Below are 19,663 nucleotides of genomic sequence, written 5' to 3'. Positions count from 1 at the left end.
TTTCATGAGAACTTCTATCTATTAATAACGATTTCTTTTCCTTCTTTACGTAACTTAGCAAATTCAGCTGTTGCTGTGAAAAGTACGTCCGTGGAGGAGTTAAGTGCCGTTTCGAAAGAGTCTTGTAAAACACCTACGATAAACCCTACCCCAACTATCTGCATAGCAATGTCATTTGGGATTCCGAATAAGCTTGCGGCTAGAGGAATAAGCAATAGCGAACCACCAGCTACCCCTGAAGCACCGCAAGCGCTTACAGCCGCCAGCACACTAAGAATTAATGCCGTAGCCATATCCACTTCAATGCCAAGTGTGTTAACCGCTGCAAGCGTCATAACAGAAATGGTAACAGCCGCACCAGCCATATTGATGGTAGCGCCTAATGGAATGGATACCGAATACGTATCCTTATCTAAGCCTAGATTTTCACACAAGCTCATATTTACAGGAATGTTTGCCGCTGAGCTCCGTGTAAAAAATGCCGTAATACCGCTTTCCCTTAAACACTTGAACACAAGTGGATATGGGTTTTTACGAATGTTTAGGTAAACAATAGTTGGATTGACAACAAGAGCTATAAAAACCATACATCCAATCAGAACTGCAAGTAATTGTCCATAGCCAAGTAAGACTTTGATTCCACTTGTAGCAATTGAATCAAATACGAGGCCCATGATACCTAACGGTGCAAATTTTATAACCCACCTTACTATCTTAGTTAAGGCTTCGGAAAAGTTCGAGATGATCGTTTTTGTAGAATCTGGCGCATTTTTTAAAGCAAAGCCAAGAATCAATGCCCAAGACAATATACCGATATAGTTGGCATTAAAAAGTGCTTTTACCGGGTTGTCAACAACATTCATCAATAATGCTTTGAGGACCTCTACTACACCGCCGGGAGGAGTGACATTCTCTGCGCCCGCAGCAAATGTTAAGGTTACCGGAAACATAAAGCTTGCAACAACCGCTACCAGTGCAGACACAAATGTCCCTAATAGATAGAGGAAGATAATGGGTTTCATATTGGTCTGATGACCGCTCTTATGTTGAGAGATGGCTGACATGACCAAGAAGAAGACCATCATTGGTGCAATTGCTTTCAAAGCACCTACAAATAAAGATCCAAAAATCGTGATTGGTTTTGCTATTTCTGGGATCGTTACCGCCAAGACAATACCGATAATCAAACCTATAATTATTTGTTTTACAAGGCTCAATTGATTCCACTTGTTCATTAGATTACTCATAATCACATACCTCCAATAGTACCCTTTTTCTTTTATTTTTTTGTATATAAAAACTAAGACACTCATAGGGGACTTCCCTAGGTGCCTTTTAACATGGTCCTTTGTTGTCTATGACTGAATTATAGTATTAATTCTGTTCTAGCTTTTTAATTAACTGTAGTTAACTTTTGAAGTTGTTTAATCTTCACAATTATACTTCCCCAAATAAGCATTAAAATTCTATCGGTAATGAAATATTATAAATGTATTTCAACTAGGGTTAAGAGCAATGGAATACTGCTAAATTTTTTGGGGGAAGATTAAAGATAGCTTAATTTGATTGCGAGGGATAAATTGTGCAACTTGAATTCAAAAGAAATCTCGGGGTAAAAGATCGGATAATTCGTATTGCAATTGGATTAATTCTGGTGATTTTAGTAATGATGCATGTAGTCACGGGTTGGATGAGTTCATCTGCTCTTTTTATTGCTGGCCTCATGATTTTTGAAGCTGTAATCGGCTACTGAATTTTTTATGATATAATGGGTTGGTCAACCCGCGAACGAATTGATCTCCATTAAATATTCAAGGAAGCTTTAAATAAATTAAGCAGGACGAGTTCGGTTTGTCCTGCTTTCACTCTCAAAAGGGGATGTGCCTAATGCCTGGCAAATTAAAGATTGAAATAGTTGATGATAAAAATGTGCTTCAAATCTATGAATCCGAACCTGGAAAACTTACGTTTGTGATGTACCCAGACGACCCTAAAGATGAAACCTTTCTCGAAGTCGACATGGATACATCTGAGTTCTCTTCATTACTTAAAAGATTGCTTGATACTTCAGATGAGGTTCATTAATTAAAATGATTTCCTAGCAATTAACCAACTATTATTAATAAGCAGCCTAAAATGGCTGCTTTATTAATAATCTTACCCAAATTTATCTCTTTCCTCTTAATTGAATTCCCCTGTTTGATTATTTAGTTGTACTATCAAGCATTTACATTTAAATGTAATGAAATCCCCAGATAAGAATTAACACAAGCGCAATCGGATAAATTACCATCTGAAATATGGTCAGTGGCAGGCTTTTTCTGTACTTATAATATTGTGACATATCAGCCCTCCTTCTATTAAATTACATAATCGAGAATATTCTAATGCTAGTGAAAAATGTCTGACAAATAAAAAGGCAGTAATAACAAGGCCTGATCAGTCGGAATATTGGGAAAGTAATTTCTTTTTATGGAAGGTATTTCCAATTAACATCTTGAACTGTTAACTTAAATTTCTTTTTGGAGGTTAGCAGCAATGAAAAATTGCACCCTTATAGCAAGCCCACTTAATGAAGAAGGACTTTGGTTGGCAGAAATAATCGGAGTTAAAGGTTGTATAACACAAGGCAATGATCTTATGGAGGTAATACAAAGAGCCGAAGAATTGAGAGACGCCCTTGATACCATTAATGGACTTCAATTCAAAGAAGAGGAACCGGCGGAGGAAGAACAAGTGCAGAACGACAGTGATGTGATAGGTTATTTTGTATCACATAAAAATAAGGCCAATGGGTCAATTTGTTCTAATACAAACGAAGTGTTAGGAATTATTGAGGAATTTGATGTTATAGATGACAGGGGGAGTAAAGCATTTAGAAGACACTTAGGGATTATGATAACTCATTTATCTTTACAAATTCCTACTCTTTGTATAGGACCTTGGACTATACAGTGCAAATCAATTAAAAAACAACTGGCGTCTGCCCCCAAATGGGATGGCTGGAAGGATAAATGGAATGGAAGTGAGGAAACGGCCTAAGACTCTTCAGGTTGCTCTCTAGCATAAAACATAAAGAATAAAGAATATAAAAATAATCCCTGAAAGCTCAGCTTCCAGGGATTATTTTCTCTCTAAGTAATTCAATATTTGATAAAACCTTATTCAGATATCTTCCCCAGCTAGATTCCAGGCAATTGCTCTTTTTGAAGAAGCTTATATCACCGTTAATAAACGGGAATTAACTCAAGTATAGATCATCATATTAGTCTAAGTATTCATTCGTTGGTAGCATTCTTAAAAATGAGGGTATCATCCCGATTAAGAGTAAGGTGATAATCAATTTCATGGTTTTAACATCTCCCTTCCTAATTTTTTTAAGGGTCTATAATTAATATAATCTATATATGTTGCATTTCCGTGACCTATTTGTGTAGAATCTGTGAGGAATTTTCTATGTGCTCGTCTCGCGTATTGAGTTCACTGTGACATGAAAGAGTAATGTAGCATAACCCATAGCCCAAAACGGAGAAACAAATGGATGTAATCAAAAAGTCCAGTCCGCTCATATAAATCCCCCCCAAAATTTTTCTATATAATATTAATAACGTATTTGGTGCTTGTTTTCTGACGGTCGTTATCGAAAAATAACGAATTATTACGTTAACCTGGAACAGAATGGATAACCTAAATATCCCTTATACGAAAAAAACGGACAGCAAATGCTGTCCATTTTGGTATTACTATATATTACTACTTGAAAGTTCCTCAAGTAATTTTAACATTTTAAACCCATCCTATTTAATGTTGGGCCCAGCGGAACGAATATCAGCTGAAACGTCATCAAATCTTTTGAAATTCTGACGAAAGCTCTCTGCGAGAGAGTTTGCCGTTTTGTTATAAGCCTCAGTGTCTTCCCAAGTATTACGCGGAGTTAAAATTCCAACAGGTACACCTTTTACCGCTTCTGGTACTAGAATACCAAAGACCGGATCAGGACGATAAGCAACCTTCTCCAAGTCTCCATTTAAAGCAGCTGTTATCATAGCTCTGGTAAACGTTAGATTCAGACGTTTTCCAATTCCATAAGGGCCGCCGGACCAGCCGGTATTTACCAGATAAACCTTAGCCTGATGCTGTTCAATGCGATTTCCTAACATTTCCGCATAAACGGCCGGGCTTAATGGCAAAAATGGTTCCCCAAAACAAGTCGAAAATGTGGCTTCAGGTTCTCTGATTCCTAGTTCCGTACCGGCAAGCTTTGATGTATAGCCGGATAAAAAATGATACATGGCTTGTTCTTTGGTTAGCTTGGCAATCGGCGGTAATACCCCAAAGGCATCGGCGGTCAAAAAAACAACCACACGCGGATGGCCGGCTAGACTAGGTATTAAAGCGTTATCAATATAAGTTACAGGATAACCAGCCCGCGTATTTTCAGTAAGAGAGTTGTCTTTGTAATTTGGCACCCTGCAATTTGTATCTAAAATAACATTCTCCATAACTGTCCCGAAATGAATGGCATTCCAAATTTGGGGTTCTTTTTCTTGAGACAGGTCAATGCATTTAGCGTAACAACCGCCTTCGAAATTAAATACTCCGTTTTCGGACCAACCATGCTCATCATCACCAATTAGACTGCGTTCTGGATCAGCCGATAAAGTAGTTTTCCCCGTGCCTGACAGACCAAAGAAAAGTGCGACATCTTGATTAGCTCCGACATTAGCCGAACAGTGCATAGGCAAAACTTCACGGAAAGGCATTAAGTAATTAAGGACACTGAAAATTGACTTTTTCATTTCTCCAGCGTACTCAGTACCGCCTAAGATAATGACTTTTTTCTCAAGTGATAAAATAATATAAGCTTCAGAATTCGTTCCGTCTGTTTCGGGATCCGCTTTTAGACCTGGCGTACATATCATGGTGAATTCTGGTTGATGGCTTTCTAGTTGTTCAGCAGTCGGTTTAATAAATAACTGTTGGACAAAAATATTGTGCCAGGCATATTCATTAATTACTCTTATTGGCATACTGTATTTGTTGTCTGCCCCTGCAAACCCTTCAAACACGAAGTATTCTTTAGTTTCCAAATACGCCAAAGCCCGCTGATAAAGTTTATTAAATGTTTCAGGGCTAATAGGTTTATTAACTTCTCCCCAAGCAATCTGACTACGCACCGAAGACTCCTCAACGATAAATCGATCCTTTGGAGAACGGCCAGTGTAGTTTCCGGTAGTACAACAAAGCGCACCGGTATTAGACAGCACTCCTTCCCGCCGATCTAATGCTATTTCCACAAGCCTGCTTACAGGCAAGTTCCTGCCGACAGGAGGATTTATGGTAAACAAGCGACCTACACTGGAACTGGTATCCATCTTCTAATTAACCCCCTAGATTCTTCAATATGTATTATGCATACCAACCAACCATGACCAGAAATCCAATACAGGAATATTTGACCATTGTATACATTGAACAATCATTGACTCTATAGGTTATATTAACAGAAACCGCCAAGCTTTTCCAAGTATTTTTTATTTGGGATAAAATAGCCATTTTTGATGAAATCTAAGTTAAAATCAATTTTAGATAGTGAGGTATAATTTATGGATGATAAATTTATTTCTCGGTTAAAAGAATTCTATAAATTAGAAAAGTTTCAAGTTGCATTTTATGAATCTCAAATCTCGACCTCGACAAATGAATACTACATTAAAGCGTTCGAAAAAATGATAGAAATCGAAAAGGGTCACGCTGATTTTTTTGCCCAAGTGTTAGACAAGGCAAATATTGAAGTACCTACTATTACTGGTTCAGTCTTTAAATTAGCAGGTGGCTTTATTGGAGATATGGTGGGATTAACCGGCGCCAGTAACACCTGCAAGCTCGGTGTTGCTCTGGAAAACAAGGCCATAGAGGCCTATCGCACTTTTATCACCGAGAGTAAAGATAAGCATTATTCTGAGCTTCGAAATACACTTATGGATTATCTGCTCGATGAAGAATTCCACACACTTTGGCTTAAGGATTACATGAAAAAACATCCTAATTAAACCATTTAGAGTTTTTCTGTCCGCGAGGCAGGTTTTTTTCTCTTTCTATCGAATCACTAGATTAGAGGTGATTTATAATGAAAACTCAATATCTTGTGATCCCTGTTTCTGACGAAGATCGTAAACGTCTTAATTATGTATGTACTAAACTTGGTATTACTATTGAACAATTCTTTAATACTGCTCTTCGTGAAGGAGAAATGGAGATTCTTAGCACTGATGCATTTAAACAAGGTGGTACGTTTTGGAATAATGAAGAACATCCGTTCAAGAATGACTCGGAATAAGCTAAATACTATTACTTTATTGTCATTTATATTATAATGTATCTAGCTGTCCAAAAGTCGTTAATACAAACTCAACATTAGTAAAGGTGGAGAAAGAACGTTATGAATGACAATAATAAATCTGATTTAGACCGCTTAGCTGAAAACTTGGAAAAGAACGCTGAAAAATCCGAGCAAAAACTTGGTATGGTAAGCTTTACTGATTTGTTTACACCATCTTTTATGAGCACTTATACTCAATTTGCAAATTTTGGTGAGCTACTCACTGTTGGAAAGTTTAACGTAAATAGTCTAGAAGACTTTATGGCTCTCCTCAATGACGATTTTGACTTATTTATAAAGAAAAAAACCAAATTCAAAAACTGGGATGAAATGCAATCTACTGCTGTTTCTGATTATTTTAAGAAGCAGGAAGCTTCAAATTAGCATTCTTGCCCTCCGATGTATAAAAGCCATCACCTCTAAATTGATCAAGGTGATGGCTTTTGCCATACTCTATAGGATGTATTACTTATCTTTTCGCTTTAAAACCATCTCTTTAGCGGCATCATGAATAGTTTCCAGCTTGTATCTTTTATTTTTTTGAGTTACTCCAATAAAGTCAAACCTTTCAGCTTTTACATGCGTAAGAAATCTTTCCATTGAGGTGAGACATGACGTTATTCCATTACCGCTTCCCCCTGCTGCGGCAACGGTTATCACTGGTTTTTCTTCGAAAAACGTCTTCTCTTTTTTCAATGCCTCGCAACGTCTTAACCGATCAGTGAAAGATTTCGCTGATTCACTCATTTCTCCCCAATAAACTGGGGTTATTAAGACAAAGGCATCCATATCCGCCATAGAAGCATGTAAATTTTGAAAGTCATCCTTTACTTGACATTCATGCTCATTGCGGCAAGTTCCCCAGCCATTGCCACAGGCATGGCAGTTGCCGATCCGTTGCTGATTTAGGTTTACCATTACGACTTTTGCCCCAGTCTCTTCTGCTCCTGCCTTGGCAGCGTTTCCACAGGCAGCAGTCAACCCATCAATATTTGGGCTGCTTGTTAAAATCATCACGTTCATACTTCTCATATCCTTACATTACTTATTTATTTATTTCCCTATTGTATCAGTAAAGCAATGTCCCTGAAAGGATTTTTATGCCATATTTACTCGAATTATATTCTATGCTCTAAAATTGCCTTAGCAACAATAATTCATTATGATATAATTACTAAGTCACATGTTACAAAACCTAAAGTGACACGAAGGTGTATGCTTATGGATATCGTTATATATGCTAAAAAGATGTTAAGCAGTAGATTTCCCGCCTTAACCCATGGTAATTTCCGAATTTATTGGCTTGGACAATGTGTTTCTTTAATTGGAACATGGATGCAAAGCATTGGGCAAACATGGCTTGTATTTTCTTTAACAGGATCTCCAATGCTGGTGGGCTTATTAGGAGCTATTCAATTCTTACCGATTACTTTCTTTTCATTGTTTGCTGGTGTGATGATTGACAAATATCCTAAAAGAACCATCCTGCTGATCACTCAATTCATTTCAATGATTTTGGCCTTCACATTATTTATGCTAGTCTTCACTCATACAGTCCGCTATGAATACATTCTTATTCTGGCTTTAATACTAGGATTCCTAAACACTGTTGATATACCTACAAGACAATCCTTTACTATTGAATTGGCAGGCAAGCAGGATTTAATGAACGCCATTGCTTTAAATTCTGCTACCTTTAATTTGGCAAGAATTATAGGGCCGGCTATAGGAGCCTTAATCATGGCTTCCTTAGGACCCGCATGGTGCTTTTTTCTCAATGGATTAAGCTTTATGGCAGTTCTTATCAGCCTGCTTAAGATTAAGGTCAAGCCTTATGTAAGAAAGAAAGTTAAGAACAATATACTTAAAGAGATTAAGGATGGGTTGAAGTATATAGCTGGTGAGCCACCCCTTCTTAAAACGCTTTTGATGGTATTAATTATCGGAATTTTTGTTTTTAACTTCAATGTCTTAATTCCAGTCTTCACGAAAAATGTGCTTCACCAAGGAGAATATGTCTATGGATTCTTGATGTCGGCCTTAGGCGCGGGATCATTTTTGGGAGCTTTAATGGTATCCTTAAACAGCAAATCCGGTCCTAAGGCTAATGTTTTGATAGGCAGCGCTGTGGTGGTTTCCATCAATTTAATCTTAATTAGCGTTACTAAAATGTATTATTACACTGGGGTACTATTAATTATCACCGGGATCTTTAATATTTGGTTTAGCACGACGGCTAATTCAATCCTCCAGATTAATGCTAAAGATGAATATCGAGGAAGAGTGATGAGTGTCTATTCTCTCGTCTTTGCCGGAGCGAGTCCAATTGGAAACATGTTTGCTGGTTTTGCAGCAGATAGGTTTGGGGCTCATACGGCCTTTTGGCTTACCGGGGCATTAACCCTCATTTCTATTGCATTGTTAATGTTAGGATTCAAGATTTATATTCAAGCTAATAAGCCATCCCTAAAACTCACTTAAGGAAAAAACAAAACCCAATATTTCGGATTTAAAAAAAACGACTGTAAATATAATATGTTCCAGCGATACTTGCTGGGATTGCACACGCTATTATGTATGCCCAAATTGTTGGCTTGATTAGATCATTCCAAATTCTTGTTTTATGCAATATTTTTCACCTCTGAGTCTTCGAGTACTACTATATATTTTGACCGAAATATTGGTAAAATACTCGTTTCTACTCCGGCACGTGTCCATCATATTGACACATGCCGGAGTTTTTTACTTAATTTAATCAGTACATGATTGGGCTATTAGCATTACCGTTTGGGATTTGTGTTGTTGAGCCCTTGCATGATCCCCTTATCATGAAAGACCTCCTTAACCTCTAAGGTTAACATGCCGCCCTTAGCATTCTTGCCTCCATTATCACCGTACTTTGGAGTTTTATCATCTTCTATTACACTCACTACACCTGCCGGTTCCCAGGGCTGACGATTTAATTGAGATGCATGTTCTTTATCATTTTCATTTCTCATTAAATTTGCCTCCTCAATGTTTTTATTGTTCCTCTGATTAATTCAAACTGGCTTAGCTCGAACATTTTTAGATTCCCCCATAGAATTAATCTTACTCATATTGCTAACTTGTCATTAAGTTTGTTACGAGGTTAAGAATTTAGAAATATTTTAACTTTAGGTATCCTATCTTCCGCTTTATGACATAATATAAAAGCTTTTACTATATTTCAAAAAAAGAGGACAGAGGCGGATGCAATGAGTATACAACAACTTTATATCAATACGGAAACGTCTATTCCCAATCTCCAATTCACGGAACTCCTCTTTGTTGAGGATCAGTTGCAGACTGTACTCCAAAAAGCCGATGGTCTCATTCGACAAACCTGTATAAGTTTGTTGCAATCCGGTGGCAAAAGAATTCGACCACTCCTCACCCTTTATAGTGGTATGTGTTTTGCTCCCTTAAATCCATTAATGATTGAAGCAGCTGTTGCGTCAGAACTTATTCACATGGCTTCCCTGATTCATGACGATGTTATTGATGAATCAGCTACTCGACGAGGAAAACCAACAATAGTCTCGGAATATGGTAACCATGCAGCAATATTAACTGGAGACTACCTCTTCGCTGAAGCCTTTAATATCCTTTCTAAACAACAGTTATTAACCAGTATGACCTTTCTGGTTGATGCCATTCAAGCTATGTGCCATGGGGAAGTTCATCAAGCGGATGATCAATTTTCGAGCTCGGTTGACACGGAAGGTTATTTTAATCGAATTGCTAAAAAAACCGGAATTCTTCTGGCAGCATGCTGTCAATCTGGGGCTATCCTGGCAGGTGCCAAGCCAGAAGAGCTGGGTCTAATGAGAGAATACGGACTAAATCTAGGTTATGCCTATCAGATCACTGATGACATCCTGGATATTAACGGGGATACTGAATCGCTTGGTAAGCCGGTCGGAGCTGATCTGGTCAATGGAAATATTACTCTTCCAATACTATATCTTTTAGAAAAACCGATTTATGGGAGCTGGCTAAAGGAAATCATGGGACTTCGTAAAATTACATATCAAGGCACTCAAAGCATCAAAGAAGCTCTTATTAATACGGGATGTATTGATCAAGCTTATCTGACCGCAACTCAATGTATTAACCATGCCAAGGAAAGCCTGAATGGAATTCCTTCGAGCCATTATAAAACAACACTGATCAATCTCGCTGATTCGATCTTACACCGCAGAGTGTAAAATCATGCGACAATAAAAGGGATCCATTATGGTCTATTCAAAGCCATTATGGATCCTTCGCAATTTATATGTTATCGACTCTTTCAGTCCCTTATTCTAAATAACTTTACTTTTTCGAAGTTGCCGACACAATCGATAGAGCAACTTAACTCCTACCCCGCTCCTGTCTAATAGTTTCTTCACAATAGACTGAATGTCAACATCCATGCTCTTTTCATCGGACAGATACATAGCGAGAAGTCCTTTAATGACAACTTCATGAAACTTGGGATATTCCAAAAGCTGTGCTTGTTTTAGGGAATTTTCCAGAAATAAGTGCATGCGCTCATAAATCATATCCGCATGTTCGTAATAGGCTACGAAATTTAACTGATTCGTCTCGTGATCTTCGCGCAGATCAATGAAGTAATCCAATAGGATGTGGAGGCCGCATATCCAGGGGAAATAGGCACTAGTAATCATCTTAACTTGTCGTATTGGTAATTTGGGATGATGAGCCACTGCATACAGACAGAAAATTCCTAAGGTCGACCCTGTTGCAGCTGCAAATTCCCAGGCCGTAATCTGAGAATCGTTCGATATATGAGGGTCAATCCACTCTAGCATTTTCGCTTCTCGTTTATCCATTGCTAAATGTTTATAAGTTTGTAAGTAAGAATATAGCTCAGCTAACTTAATGGCTTCCTCTTGAACTGTTTTATACGACGGCAACTTGCGTATACTTTCTTGGCAGGCTTTGACCAACTGTTCCAGGTACCCACCATCCTCGCGATAAGGATAGTATAAATAATAGTCTGAAGGAACCGCCTCAGGATCTAAGGCTTCTTGCATGGCTAAATGCAATTGTGAGAATGCTTTTTCGTCTTGCACTTCAAGACTGTCCACAAGATTATCCAAATAATCGCTCATAGTTTGATAAGCTACGATAAATCGAATAGTTTCTGCCCTATTTATGCCTGGATAAAGAGCATAAATACTCCCTCCTTGGCAGTGAAAGGCTTTTAAGCGAATACTCTCTACGGCTTGTTGACTTAATCGTGCATCAGGCGCCTCTCTAGCTTTTTGCTTCCAGACTTTTAGCTCTTGTTTCACAATTGGAAAGACCTTCATTACGTATAGATAAATCAACTTCACGCTATTTGAGGGCTTGACATCCGAAGTAATACTCATATATTTATTTCTCCTTATTTAGAAAACTTAACTAGCAACTTTCTAAAATATTGTTTCCAAAATAATCCACTTCAACCCCAATTTATATTCCTGAGGTAAAATGTAAGTAATTATTTATCTTTTTAATTTCAAATATACATACTTCATCTTTAATGTGAACATCCTATATAAGTGTTAAATATACCGAGAGGAGAATTACTATGAATACTGCAAATCCCGAATTAACAGCAAAAAATTTGACCATTTTAAATGACCAACTTGGCGCAGAAGCATTGCTAGTTCATAAGTTTGCCCAAGCAGCTCAATCCGTTCAAGACCAAGCCATTAGTTCCCAACTTACTTCCATTTCCCAACAACATCGTAAGCATTACGATACCTTGCTCAATTATTTGAATTCCCATCAGTAAACAGAAAGGACGGGATTTAATATGCAAAATACGTTGTCTGAACAGGAAATTTTGACAGATTTATTGACCTCAGAAAAGCATACTGCTTCCAGTATTAATACGTTCATTACCGAATCGACGTGTGCTAATTTAAGGCAAAACTTAAAGGATATCCTAACGGAAGAACATAGTATTCATGAAAACCTGTATAATGTAATGAACCAAAAAGGATGGTATCCGACTAGTGATGCTCAGGCCCAGGAAGTTCAAAAGACCAAAGATAAGTTTAACTCCTTACAGCTTTAAATTTTAAATTGATCTATTTCTGAAAAAAGCAAAAAGACGGGGCTTCTGCTCCGTCTTTCTATCTGTGTGATTATTACTCTTTTTCGATTTTTACAGTCTTGACTTCTTTGATTTCTTTAACTTCTTCTGGTTTTTCATCTTCAGTAGCGGATTTGAATTCTTTAATCCCTTTTCCAAGGGCTTTCCCCAAATCCGGGAGTTTTCCTGGTCCAAAAATAACTAGAGCAATTACAAGGGCGATTCCCGCAGTCACTGGAGTAATTAATCCAAACGTTGTTAGCATATTCAGGCACCTCCAAAACTATCTACTCATCATCTAATCATATACTTAACATAATTAAATTGCAAAACCAAGCATTATGCTTATCCTACCTCATTAATCGATAACCTGCAATATGTTATCACTGGAAACTAAAGAAAACTTGTCTATCGACAAGGCGTTAGGCGATCGCCTTAGTTGTTTCTGACAATATGAGAAAAAGACCGCATATGCGAGTCTTTTTATTCATTCTCCTTAAATAGTTTTTCATAGCCAAGATACAGATTCCAAATAATATCCCATAGTTCTCCATGTGCTTCAGTTACTTTAATCCCTAGTTCTTTAGCTTCTCGACGTCCGATTGGATATCCGTGGGAAAAGTATCCTTCCGTTAACGCATGGGTAACGATGGAAACCTTTTCCGGAGAATTTTTAAGCATATAGCGCGATAATAATGTTTCTGCATATTGCCTTGATGCCTTGATTGTCTTTTCGTAGTCTCCGATAAGCCAAGGATCAAACTTAGCAAGCATTGGAGCAGCAATATCGGTTGCAACTTCAGGGGTAGAACTATTGACAATTAACCTTTGAAAAAAATCTAGGCAATGCCAAACTGCTTGAACGGGTACTAAGACGTCTTTATAAATTGGATGCTTAACCAATGGATCAATGGGACCTAGTTCGGAGATCGGTCCCATCACCACCTCATCTGCCCCTAGGGCGAGCATCGAAGCAGCTGATTTGGCAACAAACGGAACAATTACTGCAAATTCTTCACAAAACTCTCGAATGAGCATCACAACTTTATAAGGTGTATCCACCGCTCCCCCATAACTGTGTAGAACTAAATCAATCTTCTTAGTATGCCCTATTTCTTTCAACTGTTTATACAGGGGGACCAAGATCGAATCATCTAACGGTGTATAAGAAAAATAGACTAAGACTTTTGACTCTCTTAATTCTTCTAAACGTTCGATATAACAAACCCGTTCCTCTGCTTCCAAACCGGTCGCCTCCCAGTTCCATCCTCACATCCCATATTATTCCTGCAGGGCTTTTGTTGTGAGTACTGGGAGGATATATTGTGATCTGAATAAGTTTATTTTAAAGTCAATCTCTCACAAAAATTGCCTCCTTGCTAAAATAGTATTAGCTAGGAGGCATTGAATAACTCTACCATTGTCCCATTTACAACATCTGTTGAATCTTGCTTAATTAATGTCTGGTATCAAAACGTTCATTTTGTCCATTACCTTCAGTCATCGCTATAGCTCCTTTAATGTCCGCATTCATCGTGGTGCTGATGTTCATGGCAAACTGAGCCAGTAGTTTTTAGTTTGCCTTGTGAATAGAGATCTGCTGCAGCCTTTGCCAGCCCTTTTGCGCCTGTGATTACTTCGATACCCTTCTCGTTAAATATTTGGATCGCGCCACCACCCATACCACCTGAAATAATAACATTGATTCCTATGTCATTTAAGAAGTTCGGTAAAAAGCCCGGCTTATGCCCGGGGTTTGGGATGGACTCACTCTTAACAATCTGATTGTTTTCAGTTTCAAAGATGCTGAAACTCTCGCAATGACCAAAATGCTCTGTAACCATTCCATTATTACTTGCTACTGCGATTTTCATGTTATCTTCCTCCATTTTTACCTAAAATTTACAATACATGATCAAGCCAGTCCCCATCAAAAGATTCATACATGCCTTTATCAAGTTGCTAAGCTGATCGGTTTGTTCATATTAAACTTACAACACTAAACTTTCATTGAATAACAGTTTAATTGTCTTATCAAAAACAACTTTGGCAGCACGTCCTGCTTCGCAATCCATCTCAACAATGCTCTGACCTTGGTTGATTGCTTTAACCGCTTCCGGGTCATAGGGTATTCTTCCTGCACAAGGCAGATAGAGTTTTTGACAAAACCACTCTATCCTTTTTGTATTTTCAATATTGGTGTCATATTTATTAATACAAATGGCGATTCTGGTATGGAATTTTTCCGCTGTTTTAATGATGCGTTCCATATCACTAATGCCTGAGATAGAAGGTTCTGCAACTATTAGCACCATATCAACACCGCTAAGCGAGGCAATGACCGGGCATCCTATACCTGGAGATCCATCAATGATTGCAAGCCCAGAATCTGTAGCCACTGACTTCATCTGCTTTTTCACCTCGGTGACAAGCATCCCTGAGTTACCGCTCCCCATTTTGAGCTCTGCAGTTGAAAATAGGTCATCATTCACGTAGAGCATTAATTCTCCTGCCAGGGCAGGTTTGAGCGATACAGCTCCTGCCGGACAAACGGCTTGACAAACGCCGCAACCTTCACAACCATAGTAATCAACTTTATAATCAATATCCGCCTGAATAGCATTAAACCGGCAGTTTTGCCTGCACAAATCACATTGCACACATTCATTTAGATCAATATGTGCCTTGGGCATTCCATAATAGCCTGAGCGTTTGGCAACGGATGCCTGATTCATTATTAAATGCAAATTAGGTGCATCCACATCACAATCTGCATACACTTTAGCCTTTGATAACTGGATAAAAGCACTGGCGATTGTTGTCTTTCCCGTACCGCCCTTGCCGCTAAGAATTAGCAACTGTTTCATGTTGCACCTCCTTAGCCACAATTTGAAGCATGGAAGAGAACATATCACGATACTTTTGGTTCTCTCTAACTGAGATGAGAGCATTTGAATTCAGTGTTCCAAGCTCACTGTCAAAGGGTATCTTGCCTAAAATCTTAATATCCTTTTCTCGGCAAAAGTCTTCAGCAGGATTTTCTCCCTCCAGACATTTGTTAAGTACTGCGGCATGCGGCTTTTTGAACAACTTTACAAGTTCATAAACCATATTGAGATTATGTACTCCAAACAGGGTGGGCTCGGCAACCATAAGACAATAGTCTGCATCCTTGATGCTTTCCATGACAATACAGGCACTCCCAGGTGGACAATCTATAAAGGTCAATGCTTTCCCTGCTAAATTGTTATTCAGGAGCTTCTTGATAAGGGGGACGCCGGATGCTTCACCGGTATTTAATATTCCAGTAATGACACTGACATTTTCTGAAACACCGCTCTGAACTTCTCCAATAATTTTGTCTTTCTCCGACAAGGCTTTCTCCGGACAAAAAAGTACGCACCCTCCACAAGAATGACAAACGTCATCAAACACGATCACCTTGTTGATGATAAAGGCTATAGCATTGAACTTACAAAAATCAATGCATTTCCGGCAACCAATACAAAGCTTTTGATCTGCGAAAGGAATTTTAATTGAGACGCTTTCTGATGTAATGTTCTTGGGCTTAAAAAAAAGACGTCCGTTTGGCTCTTCAACATCGCAGTCCATATAGATAGCTTCCTTAGCTGCCGAAGCCAGATTTACAGATACAAGTGTTTTTCCTGTGCCTCCCTTGCCGCTTAGCACAGCTATCTTCATGCTATTAGCCTCCATGACCATGAAACCCAGGATGGATATCTTCTAACAAGGATAGCTTCCCGTCATTTAATGCATCAATATTGTCTTGAATAGAAGCATTTACAGTCTTGTATAATTTGATATTGGCTGCCTTGAGAACATCTGCGGCATTCTCCCCACATCGAGGAGTAAGTAAAGCGCTCACCTTGCTGTCTACAATCGTCTGCGCGGCCTTGATCCCAGCGCCGCCTTGGCTGGCTGCTGCACTGTTATCTAAAAAAACACTCTCCTTTGATTCGGTATCATAAATCAGATAATAAGGGGTACGACCAAAGGATTGGCAGACACTTGTTTCCGTGGATTTGTCATCTACTGGAATTGCAATTTTCATTGAGAATCCTCCTTAACACTTGTCTTTGTTGATTTGCGGTAATTGTTTATAGCATCACGCAAAGCACTAACTCCTAGATTTGAACAGTGCACCTTAGCCTCAGGGAGACCATCCAGTGCCTGGATAATATTTTCTTCGGTAATAGCCAAAGCATCCTCCAGGCTTTTTCCTTTAGCCAATACTGACGTCATACTAGATGTTGCAATTGATGCACAACAACCAAACACCAGATAACTAATCTCTTGAATGTAATTATCTTGTACTTTTAGAAAAATGATGAGTTCATCTCCGCATGAAGAATCCCCACATACTCCCTGCGCATTGGCATCAGGCATACTGTAAGCATTTTGTGGACACATAAAGTGTTCTATCACTTTCTCAGAATATATGATCACTCACCTCCATTATCCTCAAGCCTAAAACTTCTATCGCATTTATGTCTGAGGCAGCCACCACAACCGCATGTTTTTTCAAGTCCGTCACACAGCTTATAATCACCGCCCTCAATTCTTAACATTTTTCCGTTGACCAAGGAATCTGCCAGTTTTCTCCTCGCATCATTATAAATGCGCTGGACGGTTGTACGTGCTATATTCATTTGGTCGGCTGACTCTTCCTGGGTAAAACCTTCTAAGTCAATGAGCCGTATCGTCTCATACTCATCAACTGTCATGATTACAAAATGTTCTTGATTGATTAATGTATTTAGTGGCCCAAAGCTGTTGCTTTCCGGCAAGCAACAAACTTTTCTCCATTTTCTGGGTCTTGGCATAATTCGTACACCTCAATTATTTCATTAAGAAACTTACAAGCCTGCAGGCGTGCTTTCAACTACCAGTTATAAAATCTCTAATTGCTTGCTAATATCAGCAAGCCTTTTTTCAAGTTGCTCTTTTCGCTCTTGTAACAATTCCTTTTGCGTTTTTGATACTATTAAATCTTTTGTGAAATTTCTTCCTGGGCCCCTTCTGTAACCTGACCCTTGGCCTAAGCCAGCACTGTTCATTGATTCGCCCATAGGACCCGTTCCATCTCTTCTAGGCACACTACCGCCCCCTTTAGTTATTGACATATGCCCTTTATAAATTGAATTATACTCTATTTTGAACATATGTCAATAACTATGTGTTCTGTTCACTGGTGACCTCCCTCAATACCAAGAAAGTTTTCTTTCTCAGCGTAAATTCAGACTTTTTATTTGCTGCACCTTACCTCCCTCCATTAAAAACACAACTATTCCAGATATTAAGAAATTCAATGCATAGGATAATAAAAAACGTTTATTGACATATGTTCAATACAGAGTATAATAAAATCGAATGGGGCATATGTCAATAACTAAGCACTATATTGACATGAATTATATCATATTAAGATTATCTTTTTACTCACTTCGTTATTAGGCGATAAGACGCATCCCAAGGAATAACTACATATTTTGGAGAGTTAACTTGTCGAAAGAGGAGAGTTAAATATGATCAATCAAAAAGATTTACGCCCAAAGGATATGGGACGATCAGATGAGCAACTAATCAAACTTGAACCTGAACAGCTAATGCCTTTATTTCCGCCCTATGATAAACCTGGAATGGAACCGCCCTTAACCGATCCTAAGCCTGCATGGAAAGAAAAATTCTGTACATCTTTGGATGGCTACGTCGGAATCGATACGTTGATTCGCCCAAAAACCAAAGCTGAAGAGGATGAATTTGTACGGAAATTCCTCAATGGTTTAGAAAAAAGCTTTTCAGATGCCAACAATGGAGTGCTCCAGCCCCTCTTATTATCCTTTGAATACTGCGCAAAATGTGATACGTGTTCAGCGGCCTGTCATATCTACGAAGCCTCGGGAAACAATGAGCTGTATCGCCCAATTTTCCGCTCCGAAGTTCTTCGAAAGATTGTAAAGAAGTACTTTACCAAAAGCGGAAAGCTTCTAGGCAGTTTTGTCGGAGCTGATATCGATGTAAATTGGGAAACAATTGCTCGGCTTGGAGAATTATCCTATCGATGTAATCTTTGCCGTCGTTGTGCTCAGACTTGTCCATTGGGCTTAGATAATGCCATTCTCACGAAAGAAATCCGAAAAATATTTAGCCAAGAAATGGGCATTGCTCCTCTTCCCTTGCATACCAAAGGTACGATGCTTCAGATAAAAACAGGTTCGTCTACGGGAGTTAGCAAACCGGCTTTCTTAGATACGATAGAGTTTTTAGAAGAGGATATCGAAGAGAAGTATGGCTTAAAAATCAAATTTCCGATGGACAAAAAAGGTGCAGATATTCTTCTATTACATAATGCGGGCGAATATATGGCTTGGCCTGAAAACCCCATAGCTTTTGCCATTCTCTTCGAAGAAGCTGGCCTAAACTGGACGCTTAGCAGTGAAATCACAGGATATGACAATGTAAACTATGGCATCTGGTATGATGATTTTCAAGCTAAAACTCTGGCCACAATGCAGATGAAAGTTGCCAAAGAATTAGGAGTCAACCGAATAGTCATCGCAGAGTGCGGACATGCCCATAAGGCTTCGGCGCTAATAGCGGATCGCATGGTGTTTGCAGATGCTAAAGTTCCAGTTGAGAGTTGTCTCCCTCTTCTTTGGGATATGGTCAGGCTCAAACAATTAAGGTTAGATCCCCGAAAAAATAACTTTCCTGTAACGCTACATGATCCTTGTAATTATGTTCGAGGAATGGGGATTGTGGAACCGCAACGAAATGTCTTAAAAGCCATATGTCCTCAGTTCAGAGAAATGACACCGCATGGTGTTGACAATTACTGCTGTGGCGGCGGCGGTGGTTTTGCTATTACGAATTCTATGAACTTCTCTGAATGGAGAAACAAAGTAAGCTCTCGTATGAAGTTTAACCAGATCCTAGGAGCCTTTCAGGATAGTATGAAAAATACTGCCTTGCCTAAATATGTGTGTGCACCTTGTTCTAATTGTAAAGGAGCTATTCGCGACATTCTAGAGTTTTACGAGGCGACAGACAAATTTAATGTTCAATATGGCGGTTTAGTAGAATTGATGGTTAATGCACTTGTAAGTATGGAAAAACCATTTTTAGAGTTCTTGGAATAATGATTGTGCATT

25 protein-coding genes are annotated in these 19,663 nt (G+C 38.7%); 11 read left to right on the top strand and 14 right to left on the bottom strand.

The features are described 5' to 3' along the window. Positions 1-14 precede the first annotated feature (14 nt). The gene (sstT, locus tag M8E35_RS11235) at positions 15-1,247 is read right to left on the bottom strand and encodes a serine/threonine transporter SstT (RefSeq protein ID WP_252469087.1); all 1,233 of its coding nucleotides are present in this window, start codon (positions 1,245-1,247) and stop codon (positions 15-17) included. Positions 1,248-1,582: 335 nt separating this feature from the next. Between sstT and M8E35_RS11230 the strand changes: the two genes are divergently transcribed. From M8E35_RS11230 to M8E35_RS11220, 3 genes are all read left to right on the top strand, one after another. Beyond that, positions 1,583-1,753, top strand: coding sequence for a YgaP family membrane protein (locus M8E35_RS11230; protein WP_252469085.1), 171 nt, complete (start codon positions 1,583-1,585; stop codon positions 1,751-1,753). 134 nt (positions 1,754-1,887) lie between these two features. Next, positions 1,888-2,085 carry a hypothetical protein gene (locus tag M8E35_RS11225; RefSeq protein WP_252469083.1) on the top strand — a complete coding sequence of 66 codons (198 nt, stop codon included), beginning with the start codon at positions 1,888-1,890 and terminating at the stop codon, positions 2,083-2,085. Between the two features lie 504 nt (positions 2,086-2,589). Beyond that, entirely contained in the window at positions 2,590-3,042 is a 453-nt protein-coding gene (locus M8E35_RS11220) for a type II toxin-antitoxin system HicB family antitoxin (RefSeq protein WP_252469081.1), read from the top strand. 755 nt (positions 3,043-3,797) lie between these two features. Here M8E35_RS11220 and pckA read toward each other — a convergent pair. Then, on the bottom strand, positions 3,798-5,375 hold the full coding sequence (pckA, locus tag M8E35_RS11215; protein WP_252469079.1) for a phosphoenolpyruvate carboxykinase (ATP): 1,578 nt from the start codon (positions 5,373-5,375) through the stop codon (positions 3,798-3,800). Between the two features lie 231 nt (positions 5,376-5,606). Between pckA and M8E35_RS11210 the strand changes: the two genes are divergently transcribed. From M8E35_RS11210 to M8E35_RS11200, 3 genes are all read left to right on the top strand, one after another. Then, positions 5,607-6,053: a demethoxyubiquinone hydroxylase family protein gene (locus tag M8E35_RS11210; RefSeq protein ID WP_252469077.1), complete on the top strand. Its 447-nt coding sequence runs from the start codon at positions 5,607-5,609 to the stop codon at positions 6,051-6,053. Between the two features lie 77 nt (positions 6,054-6,130). Next, a complete protein-coding gene (locus tag M8E35_RS11205) occupies positions 6,131-6,340 on the top strand; it encodes a hypothetical protein (RefSeq protein ID WP_073029572.1) in 210 nt (69 codons plus the stop codon). A 102-nt stretch (positions 6,341-6,442) separates the two neighbouring features. After that, entirely contained in the window at positions 6,443-6,766 is a 324-nt protein-coding gene (locus M8E35_RS11200) for a hypothetical protein (protein ID WP_252469075.1), read from the top strand. Between the two features lie 81 nt (positions 6,767-6,847). Here M8E35_RS11200 and M8E35_RS11195 read toward each other — a convergent pair whose 3' ends face one another. Beyond that, positions 6,848-7,405 (bottom strand): flavodoxin family protein, encoded by a 558-nt coding sequence (locus M8E35_RS11195; RefSeq protein WP_252469073.1) that lies wholly within the window; start codon positions 7,403-7,405, stop codon positions 6,848-6,850. Between the two features lie 198 nt (positions 7,406-7,603). Here M8E35_RS11195 and M8E35_RS11190 point away from each other — a divergent pair, with 198 nt between their 5' ends. After that, positions 7,604-8,863, top strand: coding sequence for an MFS transporter (locus M8E35_RS11190; protein WP_252469070.1), 1,260 nt, complete (start codon positions 7,604-7,606; stop codon positions 8,861-8,863). Between the two features lie 299 nt (positions 8,864-9,162). On the opposite strand, the gene M8E35_RS11185 is transcribed toward M8E35_RS11190, so the two are convergent. Continuing rightward, positions 9,163-9,381: a hypothetical protein gene (locus tag M8E35_RS11185; RefSeq protein WP_252469068.1), complete on the bottom strand. Its 219-nt coding sequence runs from the start codon at positions 9,379-9,381 to the stop codon at positions 9,163-9,165. 237 nt (positions 9,382-9,618) lie between these two features. On the opposite strand from M8E35_RS11185, the gene M8E35_RS11180 reads away from it, so the two are divergent. Beyond that, a complete protein-coding gene (locus M8E35_RS11180; RefSeq protein ID WP_252469066.1) occupies positions 9,619-10,611 on the top strand; it encodes a polyprenyl synthetase family protein in 993 nt (330 codons plus the stop codon). A gap of 96 nt (positions 10,612-10,707) precedes the next feature. On the opposite strand, the gene M8E35_RS11175 is transcribed toward M8E35_RS11180, so the two are convergent. Then, positions 10,708-11,781 carry a tetraprenyl-beta-curcumene synthase family protein gene (locus M8E35_RS11175; protein ID WP_252469064.1) on the bottom strand — a complete coding sequence of 358 codons (1,074 nt, stop codon included), beginning with the start codon at positions 11,779-11,781 and terminating at the stop codon, positions 10,708-10,710. Positions 11,782-11,981: 200 nt separating this feature from the next. Between M8E35_RS11175 and M8E35_RS11170 the strand changes: the two genes are divergently transcribed. Both M8E35_RS11170 and M8E35_RS11165 read left to right on the top strand, forming a co-directional pair. Continuing rightward, on the top strand, positions 11,982-12,188 hold the full coding sequence (locus M8E35_RS11170) for a ferritin family protein (RefSeq protein WP_252469062.1): 207 nt from the start codon (positions 11,982-11,984) through the stop codon (positions 12,186-12,188). A gap of 21 nt (positions 12,189-12,209) precedes the next feature. Further along, positions 12,210-12,473, top strand: a complete 264-nt coding sequence (locus tag M8E35_RS11165; RefSeq protein ID WP_252469061.1) for a spore coat protein — start codon at positions 12,210-12,212, stop codon at positions 12,471-12,473. A 73-nt stretch (positions 12,474-12,546) separates the two neighbouring features. Here the strand turns inward: M8E35_RS11165 and M8E35_RS11160 are convergent, their stop codons facing one another. The 9 genes from M8E35_RS11160 to M8E35_RS11120 all read right to left on the bottom strand — a co-directional run bounded on the left by M8E35_RS11160 (position 12,547) and on the right by M8E35_RS11120 (position 17,608). After that, positions 12,547-12,756 carry a Sec-independent protein translocase subunit TatA/TatB gene (locus M8E35_RS11160; RefSeq protein ID WP_252469059.1) on the bottom strand — a complete coding sequence of 70 codons (210 nt, stop codon included), beginning with the start codon at positions 12,754-12,756 and terminating at the stop codon, positions 12,547-12,549. Between the two features lie 218 nt (positions 12,757-12,974). Beyond that, positions 12,975-13,736, bottom strand: coding sequence for an SDH family Clp fold serine proteinase (locus M8E35_RS11155; protein ID WP_252469057.1), 762 nt, complete (start codon positions 13,734-13,736; stop codon positions 12,975-12,977). A 272-nt stretch (positions 13,737-14,008) separates the two neighbouring features. Beyond that, positions 14,009-14,365 (bottom strand): NifB/NifX family molybdenum-iron cluster-binding protein, encoded by a 357-nt coding sequence (locus tag M8E35_RS11150; RefSeq protein WP_252469055.1) that lies wholly within the window; start codon positions 14,363-14,365, stop codon positions 14,009-14,011. A 117-nt stretch (positions 14,366-14,482) separates the two neighbouring features. Then, positions 14,483-15,358: an ATP-binding protein gene (locus M8E35_RS11145; RefSeq protein ID WP_252469053.1), complete on the bottom strand. Its 876-nt coding sequence runs from the start codon at positions 15,356-15,358 to the stop codon at positions 14,483-14,485. After that, complete coding sequence (locus tag M8E35_RS11140; protein ID WP_252469051.1) at positions 15,336-16,193, bottom strand: nucleotide-binding protein; 858 nt, start codon at positions 16,191-16,193, stop codon at positions 15,336-15,338. Before M8E35_RS11140 ends, M8E35_RS11145 begins: the two co-directional genes overlap by 23 nt. A gap of 4 nt (positions 16,194-16,197) precedes the next feature. Then, the gene (locus M8E35_RS11135; protein ID WP_252469049.1) at positions 16,198-16,563 is read right to left on the bottom strand and encodes a NifB/NifX family molybdenum-iron cluster-binding protein; all 366 of its coding nucleotides are present in this window, start codon (positions 16,561-16,563) and stop codon (positions 16,198-16,200) included. Next, positions 16,560-16,958 carry an iron-sulfur cluster assembly scaffold protein gene (locus M8E35_RS11130; protein WP_309446457.1) on the bottom strand — a complete coding sequence of 133 codons (399 nt, stop codon included), beginning with the start codon at positions 16,956-16,958 and terminating at the stop codon, positions 16,560-16,562. The genes M8E35_RS11135 and M8E35_RS11130 overlap by 4 nt, the downstream gene beginning before the upstream one ends. After that, positions 16,955-17,335 (bottom strand): DUF134 domain-containing protein, encoded by a 381-nt coding sequence (locus M8E35_RS11125; protein ID WP_073029588.1) that lies wholly within the window; start codon positions 17,333-17,335, stop codon positions 16,955-16,957. The genes M8E35_RS11130 and M8E35_RS11125 overlap by 4 nt, the downstream gene beginning before the upstream one ends. 66 nt (positions 17,336-17,401) lie before the next feature. After that, the gene (locus M8E35_RS11120) at positions 17,402-17,608 is read right to left on the bottom strand and encodes a DUF5320 domain-containing protein (protein WP_252469047.1); all 207 of its coding nucleotides are present in this window, start codon (positions 17,606-17,608) and stop codon (positions 17,402-17,404) included. 429 nt (positions 17,609-18,037) lie between these two features. Here M8E35_RS11120 and M8E35_RS11115 point away from each other — a divergent pair, with 429 nt between their 5' ends. After that, entirely contained in the window at positions 18,038-19,651 is a 1,614-nt protein-coding gene (locus M8E35_RS11115; RefSeq protein ID WP_252469045.1) for a (Fe-S)-binding protein, read from the top strand. Positions 19,652-19,663: the final 12 nt, after the last annotated feature.

It is taken from the genome of Desulfosporosinus nitroreducens, assembly GCF_023897015.1.
GTDB lineage: Bacteria > Bacillota > Desulfitobacteriia > Desulfitobacteriales > Desulfitobacteriaceae > Desulfosporosinus > Desulfosporosinus nitroreducens.
The sequence above is the reverse complement of the archived record's forward strand: the minus strand, read 5'-3'. Positions and strand labels throughout refer to the sequence as shown.